Origin of the sequence: Streptomyces sp. NPDC058955, assembly GCF_042741435.1 — a bacterium.
Taxonomy (GTDB): domain Bacteria; phylum Actinomycetota; class Actinomycetes; order Streptomycetales; family Streptomycetaceae; genus Streptomyces.
The window spans coordinates 32465-49726 of sequence record NZ_JBHYKM010000034.1 but is presented as its reverse complement, the minus strand read 5'-3'; the positions used below and the strand labels follow the sequence as shown (position 1 = coordinate 49726).

General features: G+C 74.0%; 16 protein-coding genes and 1 pseudogene. 14 read left to right on the top strand and 3 right to left on the bottom strand.

Annotated features, from left to right (window positions below; translation table 11 throughout):
• The first annotated feature begins 91 nt into the window (after positions 1–91).
• Entirely contained in the window at positions 92–2221 is a 2130-nt protein-coding gene (locus ACFW1I_RS16015) for a primosomal protein N' (RefSeq protein ID WP_384670156.1), read from the top strand.
• An 81-nt stretch (positions 2222–2302) separates the two neighbouring features.
• Here the strand turns inward: ACFW1I_RS16015 and ACFW1I_RS16010 are convergent, their stop codons facing one another.
• The gene (locus tag ACFW1I_RS16010; protein WP_384670155.1) at positions 2303–2818 is read right to left on the bottom strand and encodes a hypothetical protein; all 516 of its coding nucleotides are present in this window, start codon (positions 2816–2818) and stop codon (positions 2303–2305) included.
• A 219-nt stretch (positions 2819–3037) separates the two neighbouring features.
• Between ACFW1I_RS16010 and fmt the strand changes: the two genes are divergently transcribed.
• The 8 genes and pseudogenes from fmt (at position 3038) to ACFW1I_RS15970 (ending at position 10133) form a co-directional block, all read left to right on the top strand.
• Complete coding sequence (fmt, locus tag ACFW1I_RS16005; protein WP_384670153.1) at positions 3038–3970, top strand: methionyl-tRNA formyltransferase; 933 nt, start codon at positions 3038–3040, stop codon at positions 3968–3970.
• Positions 3967–4305, top strand: coding sequence for a hypothetical protein (locus ACFW1I_RS16000; protein WP_384670152.1), 339 nt, complete (start codon positions 3967–3969; stop codon positions 4303–4305). Before fmt ends, ACFW1I_RS16000 begins: the two co-directional genes overlap by 4 nt.
• Before the next feature lie 58 nt (positions 4306–4363).
• Positions 4364–5776, top strand: a complete 1413-nt coding sequence (locus ACFW1I_RS15995) for an RsmB/NOP family class I SAM-dependent RNA methyltransferase (RefSeq protein WP_384670150.1) — start codon at positions 4364–4366, stop codon at positions 5774–5776.
• A 96-nt stretch (positions 5777–5872) separates the two neighbouring features.
• Complete coding sequence (rpe, locus tag ACFW1I_RS15990) at positions 5873–6556, top strand: ribulose-phosphate 3-epimerase (protein ID WP_384670149.1); 684 nt, start codon at positions 5873–5875, stop codon at positions 6554–6556.
• Between the two features lie 121 nt (positions 6557–6677).
• Positions 6678–7715, top strand: a pseudogene (locus ACFW1I_RS15985) (sugar-binding transcriptional regulator); the annotation flags it as partial.
• Between the two features lie 123 nt (positions 7716–7838).
• A complete protein-coding gene (locus ACFW1I_RS15980) occupies positions 7839–8270 on the top strand; it encodes a ribonuclease domain-containing protein (RefSeq protein WP_384670148.1) in 432 nt (143 codons plus the stop codon).
• A complete protein-coding gene (locus tag ACFW1I_RS15975) occupies positions 8257–8625 on the top strand; it encodes a barstar family protein (protein WP_384670147.1) in 369 nt (122 codons plus the stop codon). The genes ACFW1I_RS15980 and ACFW1I_RS15975 overlap by 14 nt, the downstream gene beginning before the upstream one ends.
• Positions 8626–8690: 65 nt before the next feature.
• The gene (locus ACFW1I_RS15970) at positions 8691–10133 is read left to right on the top strand and encodes a GuaB1 family IMP dehydrogenase-related protein (protein WP_384670146.1); all 1443 of its coding nucleotides are present in this window, start codon (positions 8691–8693) and stop codon (positions 10131–10133) included.
• A 98-nt stretch (positions 10134–10231) separates the two neighbouring features.
• Here ACFW1I_RS15970 and ACFW1I_RS15965 read toward each other — a convergent pair whose 3' ends face one another.
• A complete protein-coding gene (locus ACFW1I_RS15965; protein WP_384670144.1) occupies positions 10232–11230 on the bottom strand; it encodes a GDSL-type esterase/lipase family protein in 999 nt (332 codons plus the stop codon).
• A 361-nt stretch (positions 11231–11591) separates the two neighbouring features.
• Between ACFW1I_RS15965 and ACFW1I_RS15960 the strand changes: the two genes are divergently transcribed.
• The gene (locus ACFW1I_RS15960; RefSeq protein WP_384670143.1) at positions 11592–13058 is read left to right on the top strand and encodes an amino acid permease; all 1467 of its coding nucleotides are present in this window, start codon (positions 11592–11594) and stop codon (positions 13056–13058) included.
• A 10-nt stretch (positions 13059–13068) separates the two neighbouring features.
• On the top strand, positions 13069–13524 hold the full coding sequence (locus ACFW1I_RS15955; RefSeq protein WP_015032260.1) for an Lrp/AsnC family transcriptional regulator: 456 nt from the start codon (positions 13069–13071) through the stop codon (positions 13522–13524).
• Between the two features lie 6 nt (positions 13525–13530).
• Here the strand turns inward: ACFW1I_RS15955 and ACFW1I_RS15950 are convergent, their stop codons facing one another.
• Positions 13531–14106: a Repetin gene (locus ACFW1I_RS15950; RefSeq protein ID WP_384670141.1), complete on the bottom strand. Its 576-nt coding sequence runs from the start codon at positions 14104–14106 to the stop codon at positions 13531–13533.
• Between the two features lie 285 nt (positions 14107–14391).
• Here ACFW1I_RS15950 and ACFW1I_RS15945 point away from each other — a divergent pair, with 285 nt between their 5' ends.
• From ACFW1I_RS15945 to ACFW1I_RS15935, 3 genes are all read left to right on the top strand, one after another.
• On the top strand, positions 14392–15198 hold the full coding sequence (locus ACFW1I_RS15945; protein ID WP_384670140.1) for a carbon-nitrogen hydrolase family protein: 807 nt from the start codon (positions 14392–14394) through the stop codon (positions 15196–15198).
• A gap of 51 nt (positions 15199–15249) precedes the next feature.
• Positions 15250–16965 carry a flavin monoamine oxidase family protein gene (locus ACFW1I_RS15940; protein WP_384670139.1) on the top strand — a complete coding sequence of 572 codons (1716 nt, stop codon included), beginning with the start codon at positions 15250–15252 and terminating at the stop codon, positions 16963–16965.
• A 61-nt stretch (positions 16966–17026) separates the two neighbouring features.
• Positions 17027–17257, top strand: coding sequence for a hypothetical protein (locus tag ACFW1I_RS15935; protein ID WP_384670138.1), 231 nt, complete (start codon positions 17027–17029; stop codon positions 17255–17257).
• Positions 17258–17262 lie beyond the last annotated feature (5 nt).

The window sequence follows — 17262 nt, the reverse complement described above, 5'->3', positions numbered from 1 at the left end:
CCGCACCCACCCCCCGCCCGGGCCACCACGACGCGCCCCCCCGGGCCTCGGCCTTCCCCCGTTGTCCGAGCGGTCTGGTAGGTATGGGGCTGTGAGCAGCGAGAAGGAGAATCCCGAGGGGCCCGAGCAGCTCGCGCTCATCCGGGAGACCGTGCGGAAGGCGAAGGTGCCGAAGGCGAAGCCGCGGACCTGGCGGGGGGCCGCGCTCGCCAAGGAGCTGCCGGTCGCGCGGGTGGTGGTGAACAAGGGGGCGCTCCACCTCGACCAGTTCTTCGACTACGCGGTGCCCGAGGAGCTCGACGAGGTCGCCCGGCCGGGGGTGCGGGTGCGGGTGCGGTTCGGGGCCGGGGCCGGGCAGGTGCGGGGCGGGCGGCGGGAGGGCGGGCGGCTGATCGACGGGTTCCTCGTCGAGCGGCGGGCCGCCTCCGACTACTCCGGGCCGCTGGCCGCGCTCGCCGACGTGGTGTCGCCCGAGCCCGTGCTAGGGCCCGAGCTGCTCGGGCTCGCGCGGGCCGTCGCCGACCGGTACGCGGGAAGCCTCGCCGACGTGCTCCAGCTCGCCGTGCCGCCGCGCAGCGCCGCCGCCGAGCGCCGCTCCTCGCCCGCGCCGCTGCCGCCGCCCCCGCCGCCCGCCGCGGGCAGCTGGGGGCGGTACGAGCAGGGGGCCGCGTTCCTGGAGTCGCTGGCGCGCGGCGGGACGCCGCGGGCGGTCTGGACGGCGCTGCCGGGGCCGTACTGGGCCGAGGAGATCGCCCGCGCGGTGGCCGCCACGCTCGCCTCCGGACGCGGCGCCCTCGTCGTCGTGCCCGACGGGCGGGCCGTCGGGCGGGTCGACGCGGCGCTCACCGCCGTCCTGGGGGAGGGGCGGCACGCGGTGCTCACCGCCGAGGCCGGCCCCGAGAAGCGGTACGGGCAGTGGCTCGCCGTACGGCGCGGCTCCGTGCGGGCCGTCGTCGGCACCCGGGCCGCCATGTTCGCGCCGGTCGAGGACCTGGGCCTCGTCGTCATCTGGGACGACGGGGACGGCAGCCACAGCGACCCGCACGCCCCCCAGCCGCACGCCCGCGAGGTGCTGCTGCTGCGCGCCGCCCACGACCGGTGCGCCTTCCTCCTCGGCGCCACCGGCTGCACCGTGGAGGCCGCGCAGCTCGTCGAGTCCGGCTGGGCCCGGCCGCTCGCCGCGAGCCGCGACCAGGTCCGCCGGGCCGCGCCCCTCGTCCGTACCGTCGGGGACGACCTCCTCGCCCGGGACGGCGCCGCCCGCGCCGCCCGGTTGCCGTCGCTCGCCTGGGAGACCCTCCGGGACGGGCTGCGCACCGGCCCGGTGCTGATCCAGGTGCCCCGCCGGGGGTACGTGCCCCGGCTCGCCTGCCAGCAGTGCCGGACGCCCGCCCGCTGCCGCCACTGCGCCGGGCCGCTGGAGGCACCCGACCAGCGCGAGCTGCACTGCGGCTGGTGCGGGCGCGCGGCCCCCGCCTGGCACTGCGAGGCGTGCGGCTCGACCCGGCTGCGGGCCCAGGTGGTCGGCGCCCGGCGGACCGCGGAGGAGCTGGGCCGGGCCTTCCCGGCCGTGCCGGTACGGACCTCCGGCCGCGACCACGTCCTCGACCGGGTCCCGGACCGCCCCGCCCTCGTCGTCTCCACCCCCGGTGCCGAACCGGTCGCCGACGGGGGCTACGCGGCGGCGCTGCTGCTCGACGGCTGGGCGCTGCTCGGCCGCCCCGACCTGCGGGCCGGCGAGGAGGCGCTGCGCCGCTGGATGGACGCGGCCTCGCTGGTCCGGGGGCAGGAGCAGGGCGGCACCGTGGTGGTGGTCGCCGAGCCGACGCTGCGGCCCGTGCAGGCCCTGGTCCGCTGGGACCCGGTCGGGCACGCCCAGCGGGAGCTGGCCGAGCGCGCCGAGCTGGGCTTCCCGCCGGTCTCCCGGATGGCCGCGGTGAGCGGGCCGGCCGAGTCGGTGGAGACCTTCCTGGCGGCCGCGGCGCTGCCGATGGACGCGGAGGTCCTGGGGCCGGTGCCGCTGCCGGTGGTCCGCCCCGGCTCCGCCCGCCGGCCCGGCGACCCGCCGCCCGGCGAGCAGTGGGACCGCGCCCTGGTCCGGGTGCCGCCCGGCAGCGGCGCGGCCCTCGCGCAGGCCCTCAAGCACGCCCGGGCGAGCCGTCAGGCGCGCGGCACCGGGGACACCGTACGGATCAGGGTGGATCCGCCGGACATCGGCTGACGCCCGGAGGAGCGCCGGGTACGACGACGGCCGCCGCCCCCTCGGGCCAGGGGGTGGCGGCCGGTCGTCGGCTCCGCGAGGTCAGCCGTTGCGCGGGCTGGGGAAGGCGGGCGAGCGGGGCTCGTCGCGGAGGGTGGCGCTCCCCGAGGTGGGCTGCGGCGGCATCGAGCGGGCGGCCGGCACCGACGGCAGCGTCCGGGTCACGCCCGGCTCGGCGCCGCGCTCCGGCTCCACCACCGGCTGCGCGGGCGCCCGGCGGGCACCGTAACGGCGGTGGACGGCCTGCTTGGTGACGCCGAGCGCGGAGCCCACGGCGTCCCAGGAGAAGCCGAGGGAGCGGTCGAACTCGACGGCGGCGGTCACCAGGGTCTCGACGCTGTCGCGGAGCTCCTGGGCGAGCCGCACGGTGGGGGCGGGCGCGCGGCCGTAGACGACGAAGCCCGTGGACGGGCCGGAGCGGCGAGGGCGGTAGACATTGCCCAGCTGGGCCGTGAGCGTGCGCAGTGCGTCCACCTGCCGCCGGACCCGCTCGATGTCCCGCACCAACAGATGCAGGCTCGCCCGGGCTTGGGCGTCGTGGGTTGCGTGGTCGGCCATGTGAAAGCCTCTCGAACCGGCGATGGAAGGGCGTGCCGCAGGGGGACGGCGGCCCGGTACGGTCAATCTCTCTTGACCAACGCGCCACCGGGAGTTGGGTCACGCTGCGGGGGCGTACACGCATATGCGCGGGGCGCTCGCCGCCGCGTACGCCCCCTCCCGGGCCCTAGACTGGTGCGTCGCCCGCAACGCCCCCGGACAGACAGGCAGTCGCCACCCATGAAGCTCGTCTTCGCAGGCACCCCCGAGGTCGCCGTCCCCGCCCTGGACGCCCTGCTCGCCTCCGGCCGCCACGAGGTCGCGGCCGTGGTCACCCGTCCCGACGCGCCCGCGGGCCGCGGCCGGCGGCTCGTCGCCAGCCCGGTCGCGCAGCGGGCCGAGGAGGAGGGCATCGAGATCCTGCGGCCGGCGCACCCCCGCGACGAGGACTTCCTCGCCCGGCTGCGCGAGATCGCCCCGGACTGCTGCCCGGTCGTCGCCTACGGCGCGCTGCTGCCGCAGAAGGCCCTCGACATCCCCGCGCACGGCTGGGTCAACCTGCACTTCTCGCTCCTCCCCGCCTGGCGCGGCGCGGCCCCCGTCCAGCACGCGCTGATGGCGGGCGACGAGGTGACCGGGGCGAGCACCTTCCAGATCGAGAAGGGCCTCGACTCCGGACCCGTCTACGGCGTGATCACCGAGGAGATCCGGCCCACCGACACCAGCGGCGACCTCCTCACCCGGCTCGCCTTCGCGGGCGCCGGGCTGCTCTCGGCCACCATGGACGGCATCGAGGACGGCACGCTCAAGGCCGTCCCACAGCCCGCCGACGGCATCAGCCTCGCCCCGAAGATCGAGGTCGAGGACGCCCACGTCGACTTCGCCGCGCCCGCCCTGCGGGTGGACCGCGTGGTCCGCGGCTGCACCCCGGCCCCCGGCGCCTGGACCCTCTTCCGCGGCGAGCGCCTCAAGCTCATCCAGGCCGCCCCGGTCGCGGACCGCACCGACCTCGCCCCCGGCGAGCTCGCGGCCGGCAAGAACAACGTGTACGCGGGCACCGGCTCCCACGCCGTCGAGCTCCTGTGGGTCCAGCCCCAGGGCAAGAAGCCCATGAAGGCCGCCGACTGGGCCCGCGGCGTCCGCATCGCCCCGGGCGAGCGCCTGGGCGCGTGATCCCGCTGCCGCTCCCGGACGGCCCCTGGGACGCCTGGGAGCTGCGCCGGTACGACGGCAGCCGGCTCACCCTGGCCGCCGGGTACGACCTCACGTACCACCACGGCCTCGAGGTGGAGCTGACGGACGTGCTCTACGTGCGGTGCCCGACGGCCTTCATGGACCCCGTCTTCCGCGCGCCCACGGCGGAGGAGCGGGCCGAGGTCGTCCGGAGCACCGGCGAGGAGCCGCCCGTGCTCCTCGCCTTCGAGGCGGACGGCGGCGGCGCCGCACCCGTCACCTGCCTCCTCGCCGCCGAGGCGTGGGCGGTCCGCCGGGGGCGTTTTCCCCGGTAGGGGCGCGCGGACGTAGGCTGGACGGGTTCGACCCCTCATTTCGTCACGCGGAGCACCTTTGAGCGAGCAGGCACGTCGCCGTCCCCCCAAGCCCCACCGCCGGCCCAAGAAGGATCCGGTGCGGATGCTCGCCTTCGAGGTGCTGCGGGCGGTCGACGAGCGGGACGCCTACGCCAACCTCGTGCTGCCGCCGCTGCTGCGGAAGGCGCGCGAGAAGGAGGGCTTCGAGGCGCGGGACGCGGCCCTGGCGACCGAGCTGGTCTACGGGACGCTGCGCCGCCAGGGGACGTACGACGCGATCATCGCGGCCTGCGTCGACCGGCCGCTGCGCGAGGTCGACCCGCCGGTGCTCGACGTGCTGTCGCTCGGCGCGCACCAGCTGCTCGGCACGCGCATCCCGCCGCACGCCGCCGTCTCCGCCACCGTCGAGCTGGCCCGCGCGGTGCTCGGCGAGGGGCGGGCCAAGTTCGTCAACGCGGTGCTGCGGAAGATCACGCGGCAGGACCTCGACGCCTGGGTGGCCGAGGTCGCCCCGCCGTACGAGAAGGACGCCGAGGACCACCTCGCCGTCGTCCACTCCCACCCCCGCTGGGTGGTCTCCGCGCTCTGGGACGCGCTCGGCGGCGGCCGCGCCGGCATCGAGGCGCTCCTGGCGGCCGACAACGAGCGGCCCGAGGTCACCCTGGTCGCCCGGCCCGGCCGGTCCACCGTCGCGGAGCTGGCCGAGGCCGCCGAGACCGAGCCGGGGCGCTGGTCCCCGTACGCCCTGCGGCTCAGCGAGGGCGGCGAGCCCGGCGCCCTCGAGGCCGTCCGGGACGGCCGGGCCGGCGTCCAGGACGAGGGCAGCCAGCTCGTCGCGATCGCGCTGGCGAACGCGCCGCTGGACGGCCCCGACACCCGCTGGCTCGACGGCTGCGCCGGCCCCGGCGGCAAGGCCGCCCTGCTCGGCGCGCTGGCCGCCGAACGCGGCGCCGCCCTGCTCGCCTCCGAGAAGCAGCCGCACCGCGCCCGGCTCGTCGAGCGCGCCCTGGCCGGCAACCCCGGCCCGTACCAGGTCATCGCCGCCGACGGCACCCGCCCGCCGTGGCGCGAGGGCTCCTTCGACCGCGTCCTGGTCGACGTGCCCTGCTCCGGGCTCGGCGCGCTGCGCCGCCGCCCCGAGGCCCGCTGGCGCCGCCGCCCCGAGGACCTCGACGGCTTCGGCCCGCTCCAGCGCGGGCTGCTCACCGAGGCGCTGAAGGCCGTCCGGGTCGGCGGCGTCGTCGGGTACGCGACCTGCTCGCCGCACCTCGCCGAGACCCGGGTCGTGGTCGACGACGTCCTCAAGAAGCTCGGCGGCGGCGAGCTGATCGACGCCCGCCCGTACTTCCCCGGCGTCGACGCGCTCGGAGACGGTCCCGACGTCCAGCTGTGGCCGCATCTGCACGGTACGGACGCCATGTATCTGGCACTCGTCCGCCGGACCGCCTGACGGTTTCCACTGGTCCGTACCAGTACGTCCGGTGGCGAGATTGCTACTCACCGGTTCGCGGCAAAGAACCCCCCGAGAACGTGGCAGGCTTGGCACATGGCGCAGATCAATCCCAGCATCCTCTCCGCAGACTTCGCCCGCCTCGCGGACGAGGCCAAGGCCGTCGACGGCGCCGACTGGCTGCACGTCGACGTCATGGACAACCACTTCGTGCCCAACCTGACGCTGGGCGTGCCGATCGTCGAGTCGCTGAGCCGGGCGACCGACACCCCCCTCGACTGCCATCTGATGATCGAGGACCCGGACCGCTGGGCGCCGCAGTACGTCGAAGCGGGCGCCGGCTCCGTCACCTTCCACGTGGAGGCCGCGGCCGCGCCGGTCCGGCTCGCCCGGGAGATCCGCGCCAAGGGCGCCCGGGCCTCCATGGCGCTCAAGCCGGCCACCCCCATCGAGCCCTTCGAGGACCTGCTCCCCGAGCTCGACATGCTGCTCATCATGACCGTCGAGCCCGGCTTCGGCGGCCAGGCGTTCCTCGACATCATGCTGCCCAAGATCCGCCGCACCCGTGAGCTGATCGCCAAGCACGGCCTGGAGCTGTGGCTGCAGGTCGACGGCGGCGTCTCCGAGTCGACCATCGAGCGCTGCGCCGAGGCGGGCGCCGACGTCTTCGTGGCCGGCTCGGCGGTCTACGGGGCGGCCGACCCGGCCGCCGCGGTGGCCGCGCTGCGGGCCAGGGCGGAGGCCGCCACGGCCGGTGCCGCCTGGGCATGTGGCCACTGAGCCTCCGGCCGGTGAACGCGGTCCGACGGGCCGCCGACAGGACTGATCAAGGCCCGCCGTTTCTGACAGGATGAACAGCGGGTCCAGAGTGTGAACGAACACGGACCGTGGACAGCGGTGCGTGAACAGCAGTGAGGAGATCGCGGTGGCGGGAATGTCGGCGGGACGATCAGCCCTGCGGATGGGCCCCGCGGAGCTGGTGCAGGCGGCGGCCATGGCCCGTCGCTTCTACCTGGAGGGGAAGTCCAAGATCCAGATCGCCGAGGAGTTCGGCGTGAGCCGCTTCAAGGTGGCCCGGGTCCTGGAGACCGCTCTGGAGCGGGATCTCGTACGCATCGAGATCCGGGTACCGGCCGAGCTGGACGCCGAACGCTCCGACGCGCTGCGCGCCCGCTACGGGCTCCGCCACGCCGTCGTCGTGGAGTCCCCGGCCGAGGACGACGAGTCGCCCGACCCCGAGAACCTGGGCGAGGTCGCCGCCGACCTGCTCGGCGAGCTGGTCACCGAGGGCGACGTCCTCGGCCTGGCCTGGGGTCGCTCGACCATCCACATGGCGGCCGCCCTCGACCGGCTGCCCCCGTGCACGGTCGTCCAGCTCACCGGCGTGTACGACGCCGGGACCGCCGAGCGCGGCTCGGTCGAGGCGGTCCGGCGCGCCGCCCAGGTCTCCGGCGGCGAGGCCCACCCCATCTATGCGCCCATGCTGCTCCCGGACCCGGCCACCGCCGCCGCCCTGCGCAGCCAGACCGGCATCGCCCGGGCCTTTGAGTACTTCGACAAGGTCACGGTCGCCTGCGTCTCCATCGGCTCCTGGGAGCCGGGCATCTCCACCGTCCACGACATGCTCTCCGAGGAGGAGCGGGCACACTACGCCTCCCTCGGCGTGGCCGCCGAGATGTCCGCGCACCTCTTCGACGCCGAGGGCCGCCGGGTCGGCCGCGACCTGGGCGAGCGGTGCATCACCGTCGAGGCGGACCGGCTGCGCCGGATCCCCGAGGTCGTCGCCATCGCGGGCGGCCAGCGCAAGGCGGCGGCGATCGGCGCGGTGCTCCGCTCCGGCCTCGTCACCAGCCTGGTGACCGACCGCTCGGCCGCCGACTACCTGCTCACCGAGTTCAGCCCGGGCCCGCGCCCGGCGCACGCCCGCCCCGCCCCGGACACGGGAACGGGCGCCCGCTCACCACCCAACGGTCGGGCCCCCCCCGCGGGCACGGTCGGCGCCCTCCGCGCATCCGGGCGCGTCCCCCGGGCGGGGCCGCGCGGGCGGTGACAGCATCGGGGCATGATCGCTCGCTGCGTCCGGCCGGTGCTCGCCCTCCTGGCCGGACTGTCGCTGCTCCTCACCGGCTGCTCCGCCGGGACGGGCACGTCCACCGCCACCGCCGCCGCCCCGGCCCCCTCCGCCACCGCCTCGCGCGCCTCGGGGCTGCCCACCGTCCGCGAGGCGGAGCTGCCGCCGGAGGCCCGGCACACGCTCGCCCTGATCCGCGCCGGCGGCCCCTACCCGTACGCCAGGGACGGCGCCGTCTTCTCCAACTTCGAGCGGATCCTGCCGCGGCGGAAACGCGGCTACTACCACGAGTACACCGTCCGCACCCCCGGCGAGCGCGACCGCGGGGCCCGCCGCATCGTCACCGGACAGGAGGGGGAGGCGTACTACACGGACGACCACTACGAGAGCTTCCGGGAGGTGGTCGAGGATGCAACTCGATGACGCCGTCGTCCTCGACCTGCACGGGGTCACCGACAAGACCGCCTTCATGAACCGTTGCGTCCGGGCCCTCCCGCTGCCCGTCTGGTTCGGCCGCAACTGGGACGCCCTCGCCGACTGCCTGGCCGATATGCGCGAACCCATGGCGATCGTGATGACCGGCTGGCAGGCTTATGCCGAGGCCGAACCCGACGACTGGGCCATCGCGCAGGAGGTCTTCTCCGCGGCGGCCCGCACCAGCCGTCAGGGCCTCGCGGTCCTCCTCGTACTCGGTGGTTGGGAGGATCGCACAAGCGCCTCCGCGCAAGGCTCGGACGATCCGCCCGCAGCACCCCACACCCCTGACGTGGGACAATGAACTACGTGCTTTTTCCCCTGGCTGAAATGCCTAGGGGCCGATCCGAACGACTGGGATGTCAGCACGTGCGTTTCCTCAATGACGTCAAGCCGCCGTACGACCTCACGTACGACGATGTCTTCATGGTGCCGAGCCGATCGGCCGTCGGCTCCCGTCAGGCCGTCGACCTCTCCGCGCCCGACGGCACCGGTACGACGATCCCGCTGGTCGTCGCCAACATGACCGCGATCGCCGGCCGCCGCATGGCCGAGACCGTCGCCCGCCGGGGCGGCCTCGTCGTCATCCCCCAGGACATCCCGATCGAGGTCGTCACCGAGGTCATCTCCTGGGTCAAGGGCCGCCACCTGGTCCTCGACACCCCGATCGTGCTGGAGCCGCACCAGACCGTCGCGGACGCCCTCGCCCTGCTGCCCAAGCGGGCGCACGAGGCCGGCGTCGTCGTCGACGAGCACCGCCGCCCCGTCGGCGTCGTCACCGACGCCGACCTCACCGGCGTCGACCGCTTCACCCAGCTCTCCGAGGTCATGTCCAAGGACCTCCTGCTGCTGGACGCGGACATCGACCCCCGCGAGGCGTTCCACACGCTCGACACCGCCAACCGCCGTTACGCCCCCGCCGTGGACGCGGACGGCAAGCTGGCCGGCATCCTCACCCGCAAGGGCGCCCTGCGCGCCACCCTGTACACTCCGGCCGTGGACGCGAACGGCAAGCTGCGCATCGCCGCCGCCGTCGGCATCAACGGCGACGTGGCCGGCAAGGCCAAGCAGCTCCTCGACGCGGGCGTCGACACCCTCGTCATCGACACCGCCCACGGGCACCAGGAGTCGATGATCTCCGCCATCAGGACCGTCCGGGCGCTCGACCCGCAGGTCCCGATCGTCGCCGGCAACATCGTCGCCGCCGAGGGCGTCAAGGACCTCATCGAGGCCGGCGCCGACATCATCAAGGTCGGCGTGGGCCCCGGCGCCATGTGCACCACCCGCATGATGACCGGCGTCGGCCGCCCGCAGTTCTCGGCCGTCCTGGAGTGCGCCGCCGAGGCGAAGAAGTACGGCAAGCACGTCTGGGCCGACGGTGGCGTCCGGCACCCGCGCGACGTCGCCATGGCGCTCGCCGCCGGCGCGTCCAACGTGATGATCGGCTCCTGGTTCGCCGGGACGTACGAGTCCCCCGGCGACCTCCAGCACGACGCGCAGGGCCGCGCCTACAAGGAGTCCTTCGGCATGGCGTCCGCCCGCGCGGTGCGCAACCGGACCTCCGACGAGTCGTCCTACGACCGGGCCCGCAAGGCGCTGTTCGAGGAGGGCATCTCCACCTCGCGGATGTTCCTCGACCCGGCCCGTCCGGGCGTCGAGGACCTGATCGACTCGATCATCGCCGGTGTGCGGTCCTCCTGCACCTACGCCGGTGCGGGGTCGCTCGCCGAGTTCGAGGAGAAGGCGGTCGTCGGCATCCAGTCCGCGGCGGGCTACGCGGAGGGCAAGCCCCTCCACGCCAGCTGGAGCTGACCCTTCCGAGTCTCCCGTGTGCCGGGCCTCGGCTTCCGCGTCTGAACCCGCACCCCTTTCGTAGGGGTGCGGGTTCAGGCGTATGTGCGGAGGCACCGCTAAGGGTGCATGCCGACAACGGAGCGGCGGAGCGTGGCCGTGACCGCTGCCGCGAGCCGGGCGTGGCCCTCGTCGTCGGGGTGGAGGCCGTCCGCCAGGTGCTCCGGGGTGAGGAGGGGGCGCCCGGACAGGACCAGGAGGTGGTGGTCGCCCTCCGCCGCGAGCTCCCGCCCCGCCCGCTCCATCGCCCTGCGCAGCTCCGTCAGCGTCGCGCCCACCGCGTTGCGGGTGTGCTCCGCGGCCGGGCGGAGGACCGGGGAGACGAGGAGCAGCGGGGTGCGGGGGTGGCCCCGGCGGATCAGGGCCACATAGGCCCGCACCGTCGCGTGCAGCCATTCCGGCGTCGCGGGGACCCGGTCCCAGCAGTTGGTGCCGAACGCGAGGGTGATCAGCTCGCCCGGGAGCCGGGAGAGGTGCTCCGCGAGCGCGAGTTCGCCGCGCGCCCCGCCCGCGTAGCCGAGATTGACCGGATCGAGCCCCAGCGCGCGGCCGGCCACCGCAGGCCAGGCGTGGGCCGGCCGGGTGGACCACCAGCCCTCGGTGATCGAGTCGCCCTGGACCAGCCAGCGGGGCCGCCGCGGGGCGGGGGAGAGCGCGCCGTCGACGGCGCGCAGGGCGCGGACGACGGGCCCCTGGCCCTCCGGCAGATGGACCGTGAACTCCCCGCCGCCCGGCGGGAGCCGGAGCCGTACCGTGCTCTCCTCCGCCGGTTCCGCGAACACCTCCCCGGCGCACGACCCGCCCCGCCAGAGCGCGAACACGTGCCGCAGCGCCCGCAGTTCGTCCCCGGCCGCCGGAACGGCCGCCCGGTAGCGCAGTTCCACCGCCGTCGTGCCCGGCTCGGCCCGGAACTCCACCCGCACCCCGATCGGCAGCGCCGCCCGCTCCGCGATGTCCCACGGCAGCCGTTCCAGGTCGGCGGGGTCGGCCCGGACCGGCCGGTCGCCGTCGCGCCATGCGGTGCCGCGCAGGAAGGGCTCGGGATCCAGCCAGCTCACACGGCACCTCCGCATCCCCGGGACCTCCGGTCGGCCGCGTGCAGGGTGGTCCACCGGGGGCGAGGAGTCAAGGCACGCGCACCGGAGCCGTCCTGTCCCCGATGTGTCGATTCATGCGGAGGCGCGCAATGTTTCCCCGTCCGAGCCCGAAGTGCGCAATGATCATCCGCCGTTGCGCAACAACGCTGCGTTACAAGTGCGAAGCTGCTGCCTTAGGCTCATGCCTCGTACCAGGAGTGGCGGGGACCGCCTGCTCGGCGGACTTCCTGCCCCCGTGGGCCTGTTTCGGCATGCCCGCGCACCGGCACGCGTCCGTCGCCGTCCCCGTCGTACCGACAGGCAGCGATAAGGAGCCTCCGCAGTGCTGGATCACGGCGCAGCCCCACCGGTCGAGTCCACGACCGTCCCCAAGACCTCCGTCCTGACCGCCCTCATCCGCCGCAAGCCGGTGGAGCGCCTGGTCGCGGAGGGTGGGCAGGGTGAGGGCGGCAGCCTTCGCCGCTCCCTCTCGATGTGGCAGCTGACCATGATCAGCATCGGTGCCACGCTCGGCACCGGCATCTTCGTCGTCCTCGGCGAGGCCGTTCCCGAGGCCGGCCCCGCCGTGACCCTCGCCTTCGTCTTCGCCGGCCTCACCGCGCTCTTCTCGGCGCTCTCGTACGCCGAGCTGGCGGGCACGATCCCGGTCGCCGGATCCTCCTACTCGTATGCGTACGCAACGATGGGTGAGCTGGTCGCCTGGGTGTGCGGCTGGTGCCTGATGCTGGAGTACGGCGTCTCGGTCGCCGCGGTGGCCGTCGGCTGGGGCGAGTACCTGAACGAGCTGCTCGACGGCACGATCGGCGTCACCCTCCCCGACGCGCTCAGCGCGCCGCCCGGCGACGGCGGTGTGTTCAACCTGCCGGCGCTGATCGTCGTCGTCCTCGCCATGCTGTTCCTGCTCGGCGGCGCCAAGGAGTCGGCCCGCGCGAACACGATCATGGTCGTGGTGAAGATCGCCGCCCTGGTGCTCTTCTGCGCCGTCGGCTTCATGGGCTTCAAGTCCGGCAACTACTCCGACTTCATGCCGCTCGGCATCGGCAGCGTCGGCGCCGCCGGAGCCATCCTCTTCTTCTCGTACATCGGCTTCGACGCCGCCTCCACGGCCGGAGAGGAGGCCAAGAACCCCAAGCGCGACCTGCCCCGGGCGATCATGCTCTCGCTCGTCATCGTCACCGCGCTGTACGTCCTCGTCGCGGCCGTCGCCGTCGGCGCCTGGGACTGGAAGAAGTTCGCGGGCACCGACGCCACCCTCGCCGCGATCATGAACGACGTCACCGGGCAGAGCTTCTGGGGCACCCTGCTCGCCGCCGGCGCCGTGATCTCCATCGCCAGCGTGGTCCTCACCGTCCTCTACGGCCAGACCCGCATCCTCTTCGCGATGTCCCGCGACGGCCTGGTGCCGAAGGTCTTCGGCAAGGTCGACGCCAGGACCGGCACCCCGCGTACCAACACCCTGATCGTCTCGCTGCTCTGCGGCGGTCTCGCGGCCGTCGTCCCGCTCGGCGAGCTGGTCAACGCCACCAGCATCGGCACGCTCTTCGCCTTCGCGCTGGTCAACGTCGCCGTCGTGGTGCTCCGCTTCACCCGCCCCGACATGGAGCGCTCCTTCAAGGTCCCCTTCGGCCCGGTCTTCGCCGTCCTCGGCTTCCTCTGCTGCGGATACAGCATGTACAGCCTCGACCTGATCACCTGGGTGTACTTCGGTGCCTGGATGCTCGCGGGCCTCGTGTTCTACTTCCTGTACGGCATGCGCCGCTCCCGACTGGCCACCGACGCAGAGAAGTGATCCACCCGTAGTGCGACTCAACGACCTCGACGAACGCATCGTCCACGCCCTCGCGGAGGACGCCCGCCGCAGCTACGCCGACATCGGCTCGCTCGTCGGACTCTCCGCCCCCGCCGTGAAACGGCGCGTGGACCGGCTCCGGGCCGAGGGCGCCATCACCGGCTTCACCGTGCGGGTGGACCCGGCGGCGCTCGGCTGGGAGACGGAGGGCTTCGTCGAGATCTACTGCCGCCACAACACCTCGCCGGACGACATCCGGCGGGGTCTGGAGCGGTATCCCGAGGTGGTGTCCGCGTCGACCGTCACCGGTGACGCGGACGCCGTCGTCCAGGTCTTCGCCTCCGACATGCGCCACTTCGAGCGCGTCCTGGAGCGGATCGCGGGCGAGCCCTTCGTGGAGCGCACCAAGTCCGTCCTGGTGCTCTCGCCGCTGCTGCGGCGCTTCTCCTCGGGCTCGCCCGCCTGACCGGGGCTACTGCTGGTACGGGGGCTCCCACGGCAGCACGTCGAAATCGCCCGTCCCGGCCTTCACCGTCTCGAACGGGGCCGAGCTCAGGCACGGCGGGACCTTGAGGTTCGTGTCCCGGCCGACCCAGCTGTAGCCCAGCCGGTCCCGCTCCCCGAGGTCGTGCACCGTGACGCCGACCCGCTTCTTCCGCAGCTCCTTCACGTCGGTGTCGACGACGACCCCCGTCACCACGGCGACCTCGCCCCCGGTGACCAGGCAGTCCACCTCCGCCACCGCGTAGCCGCCCTGCCCCTTGGCGTAGTGGCTGTACCGGAACGTGCCGGTCGCCGCCTGCGGGTCGCCGCGGTGCTCCGCCGCCAGGTGCGCGTCGAAGGAGAAGGTGATGTCGTCGTCGGCCGGCGCGGGCCGGAACAGCTTGGCCGTGCCGGTCAGCGCGGCGGCCTCCCGGGGCCCGTCGGCCGCCGGGGCCGCCGTGTCCGACGGTGCGGCGGCGGGCGACGAGGCGGTGGCGGCGCCCGCGGCTCCGGCGCCGAGCAGCAGCGCGACGGCGACGGCGGCGATCTTCGTACGGGGGTTCATGGCGGTCCTTCCGGCAGGTCGTTCGGACGTGCCCCACTCTTCCGCCGGGGCGCCGTCCGGTCGTCGCGCCGGCGGACGATCCGGGGGTACGCCGCCGGTCGCGGAGCGCGTACGACCCCGGTCTGACCCCCGCGCAACGAATCGCCGCCCTGGTCGTACATCGCGCAACGGTTCGACGGTCGGTCCGCAACGGTCCCGTCTTGTCCCGGCCGAGCCCGGAACCGTACCGTTTTGGACGTCTCCCGGAGACGCCCCTCCCTCCCCTCCGCCCCCACGAGGATCACCATGCCCGCGTTGCGCACCGCCCTGCTCCAGAGCTCCGGCCGGCTCGGTGACGTGACCGCCAATCTGCGGATCCTCGACGAGGCCGCCGAGCGCGCCGCGGCCGCCGGGGCGGACCTGCTGCTGGCCCCCGAGCTCTTCCTCACCGGCTACGCCATCGGCGCCGACATCGCCCGCCTGGCCGAGCCGTCCGACGGCCCCTCCGCCCGCGCGGTCGCCGGGATCGCCGCCCGCCACGGCCTCGCCGTCGGCTACGGCTACCCGGAGCGCGACACCGAGCGGCACGGCGTGATCTACAACGCCGCCGCGGTCTTCGGAGCCGACGGCACCCCCCTCGCGCACTACCGGAAGACCCACCTCTTCGGCGACTTCGAGCTGAAGTGGTTCACCCCGGGCGACCGGCCCCTGGTCCAGGCCCGCATCGGCGACGTCACCGTCGGCCTGATGATCTGCTACGACGTCGAGTTCCCCGAGAACGTCCGGGCCCAGGCGCTGGCCGGCACGGACCTCCTCCTCGTGCCGACCGCGCTGATGCACCCCGCCGAGATCGTCCCCGAGTCGGTGGTCCCGGTGCGCGCCTTCGAGAACCAGCTCTACATCGCGTACGCCAACCGGGCCGGGGCCGAGGGCGACTTCGAGTTCGTCGGCCTCTCGGTGCTCGCCGGCCCCGACGGCACCGCCCGGGCCCGCGCGGGCCGCGGCGAGGACCTGGTGATCGGCGACGTCGACACCGGCTTCCTGGCGGCCTCCCGCGCGGAGAACCCGTACCTCCGCGACCGCAGGCCGGGCCTGTACGGCTCCCTCGTCTGAGCGCCCCCCGATCCTCTCCCACCCGTTTTCCGTGCAAGGAGTCCGTACCCCATGACGTCCACCGTGCCCAACGCCGTCGAGCACGCCGACGAGCAGCAGCCGCCGATCACCATGTTCGGCCCGGACTTCCCGTACGCCTACGACGACTTCCTGGCCCACCCGGCCGGCCTGGGCCAGATACCCGCGACCGAGCACGGCGCCGAGGTCGCGGTCGTCGGCGGCGGCCTGTCCGGCATCATCGCGGCGTACGAGCTGATGAAGATGGGCCTCAAGCCCGTCGTCTACGAGGCCGACCAGATCGGCGGCCGGCTCCGCACGGTCGGCTTCGAGGGCCCGGAGACCGAGGGGCTGACGGCGGAGATGGGCGCCATGCGCTTCCCGCCCTCCTCCACCGCCCTCCAGCACTACATCGACCTGGTCGGCCTGACGACCTCGCCGTTCCCGAACCCGCTGGCCGAGGCCACCCCCTCGACCGTGGTGGACCTCAAGGGCGAGTCGCACTACGCGGAGACCATCGCCGACCTGCCGCAGGTCTACCGCGACGTCGCCGACGCCTGGAACAGGTGCCTGGACGAGGGCGCCGACTTCTCCGACATGAACCGCGCCATGCGCGAGCGGGACGTCCCGCGCATCCGCGAGATCTGGGCGAAGCTCGTCGAGAAGCTCGACAACCAGACCTTCTACGGCTTCCTCTGCGAGTCCGAGTCCTTCAAGTCCTTCCGGCACCGTGAGATCTTCGGCCAGGTCGGCTTCGGCACCGGCGGCTGGGACACCGACTTCCCCAACTCCATCCTGGAGATCCTCCGGGTCGTCTACACCGAGGCCGACGACCACCACCGCGGCATCGTCGGCGGCTCGCAGCAGCTGCCGCTGCGCCTGTGGGAGCGCGAGCCGGAGAAGATCGTCCACTGGGCGCAGGGCACCTCGCTGGCCTCGCTGCACGAGGGCGGGCAGCCGAAGCCGGCCGTCACCCGGCTGAACCGCACGGCGGGCAACCGGATCACCGTCACCGACGCCTCCGGCGACATCCGCACCTACCAGGCGGCGATCTTCACCGCCCAGTCCTGGATGCTGCTCTCCAAGATCGCCTGCGACGACTCGCTCTTCCCGATCGACCACTGGACGGCGATCGAGCGCACCCACTACATGGAGTCGTCGAAGCTCTTCGTGCCCGTCGACCGGCCGTTCTGGCTGGACAAGGCCGTCGACGACAGGGGAAATCCGACCGGCCGGGACGTCATGTCGATGACGCTCACCGACCGGATGACCCGCGGCACCTACCTGCTGGACGACGGCCCGGACAAGCCGGCCGTCATCTGCCTCTCGTACACGTGGTGCGACGACAGCCTGAAGTGGCTGCCGCTCTCCGCGAGCGAGCGGATGGAGGTCATGCTGAAGTCGCTCGGCGAGATCTACCCGAAGGTCGACATCCGGAAGCACATCATCGGCAACCCGGTGACGGTCTCCTGGGAGAACGAGCCCTACTTCATGGGCGCCTTCAAGGCCAACCTGCCCGGCCACTACCGCTACCAGCGGCGCCTCTTCACCCACTTCATGCAGGACCGCCTGCCCGAGGACAAGCGCGGCATCTTCCTCGCCGGCGACGACATCTCCTGGACGGCCGGCTGGGCCGAGGGCGCGGTGCAGACGGCGCTCAACGCGGTGTGGGGCGTGATGCACCACTTCGGCGGCGCGACCGACGCCACCAACCCGGGCCCGGGCGACGTCTACGACGAGATCGCCCCGGTCGAGCTGCCGGAGGACTGAGTCCCTCCGCGTGTGAGCCGCCCTCCGGCGGGGGATCCGACCCCGACGGGGGGCGGCTCTCATGGGTGAGCGGCACCCGGGCCCGCAGCGGTGCGACGAGGCGGTGCGGGAGCGGCGGGGCGCGCTGCGCGGGCTGATCAGCACCACCGGGATCACGGTCCGGGACATCCTCCGCTGCGAGGACCGCACCGGCTTCGCCGGGCCGGGGCTCGCGGACGGGTACACCGTGGTGCTCACCCGGTCCGGCGGCTGTCTCCGCCGGATCGCGGGCGAGGATTTCCTGCTGAGGTGACTCCC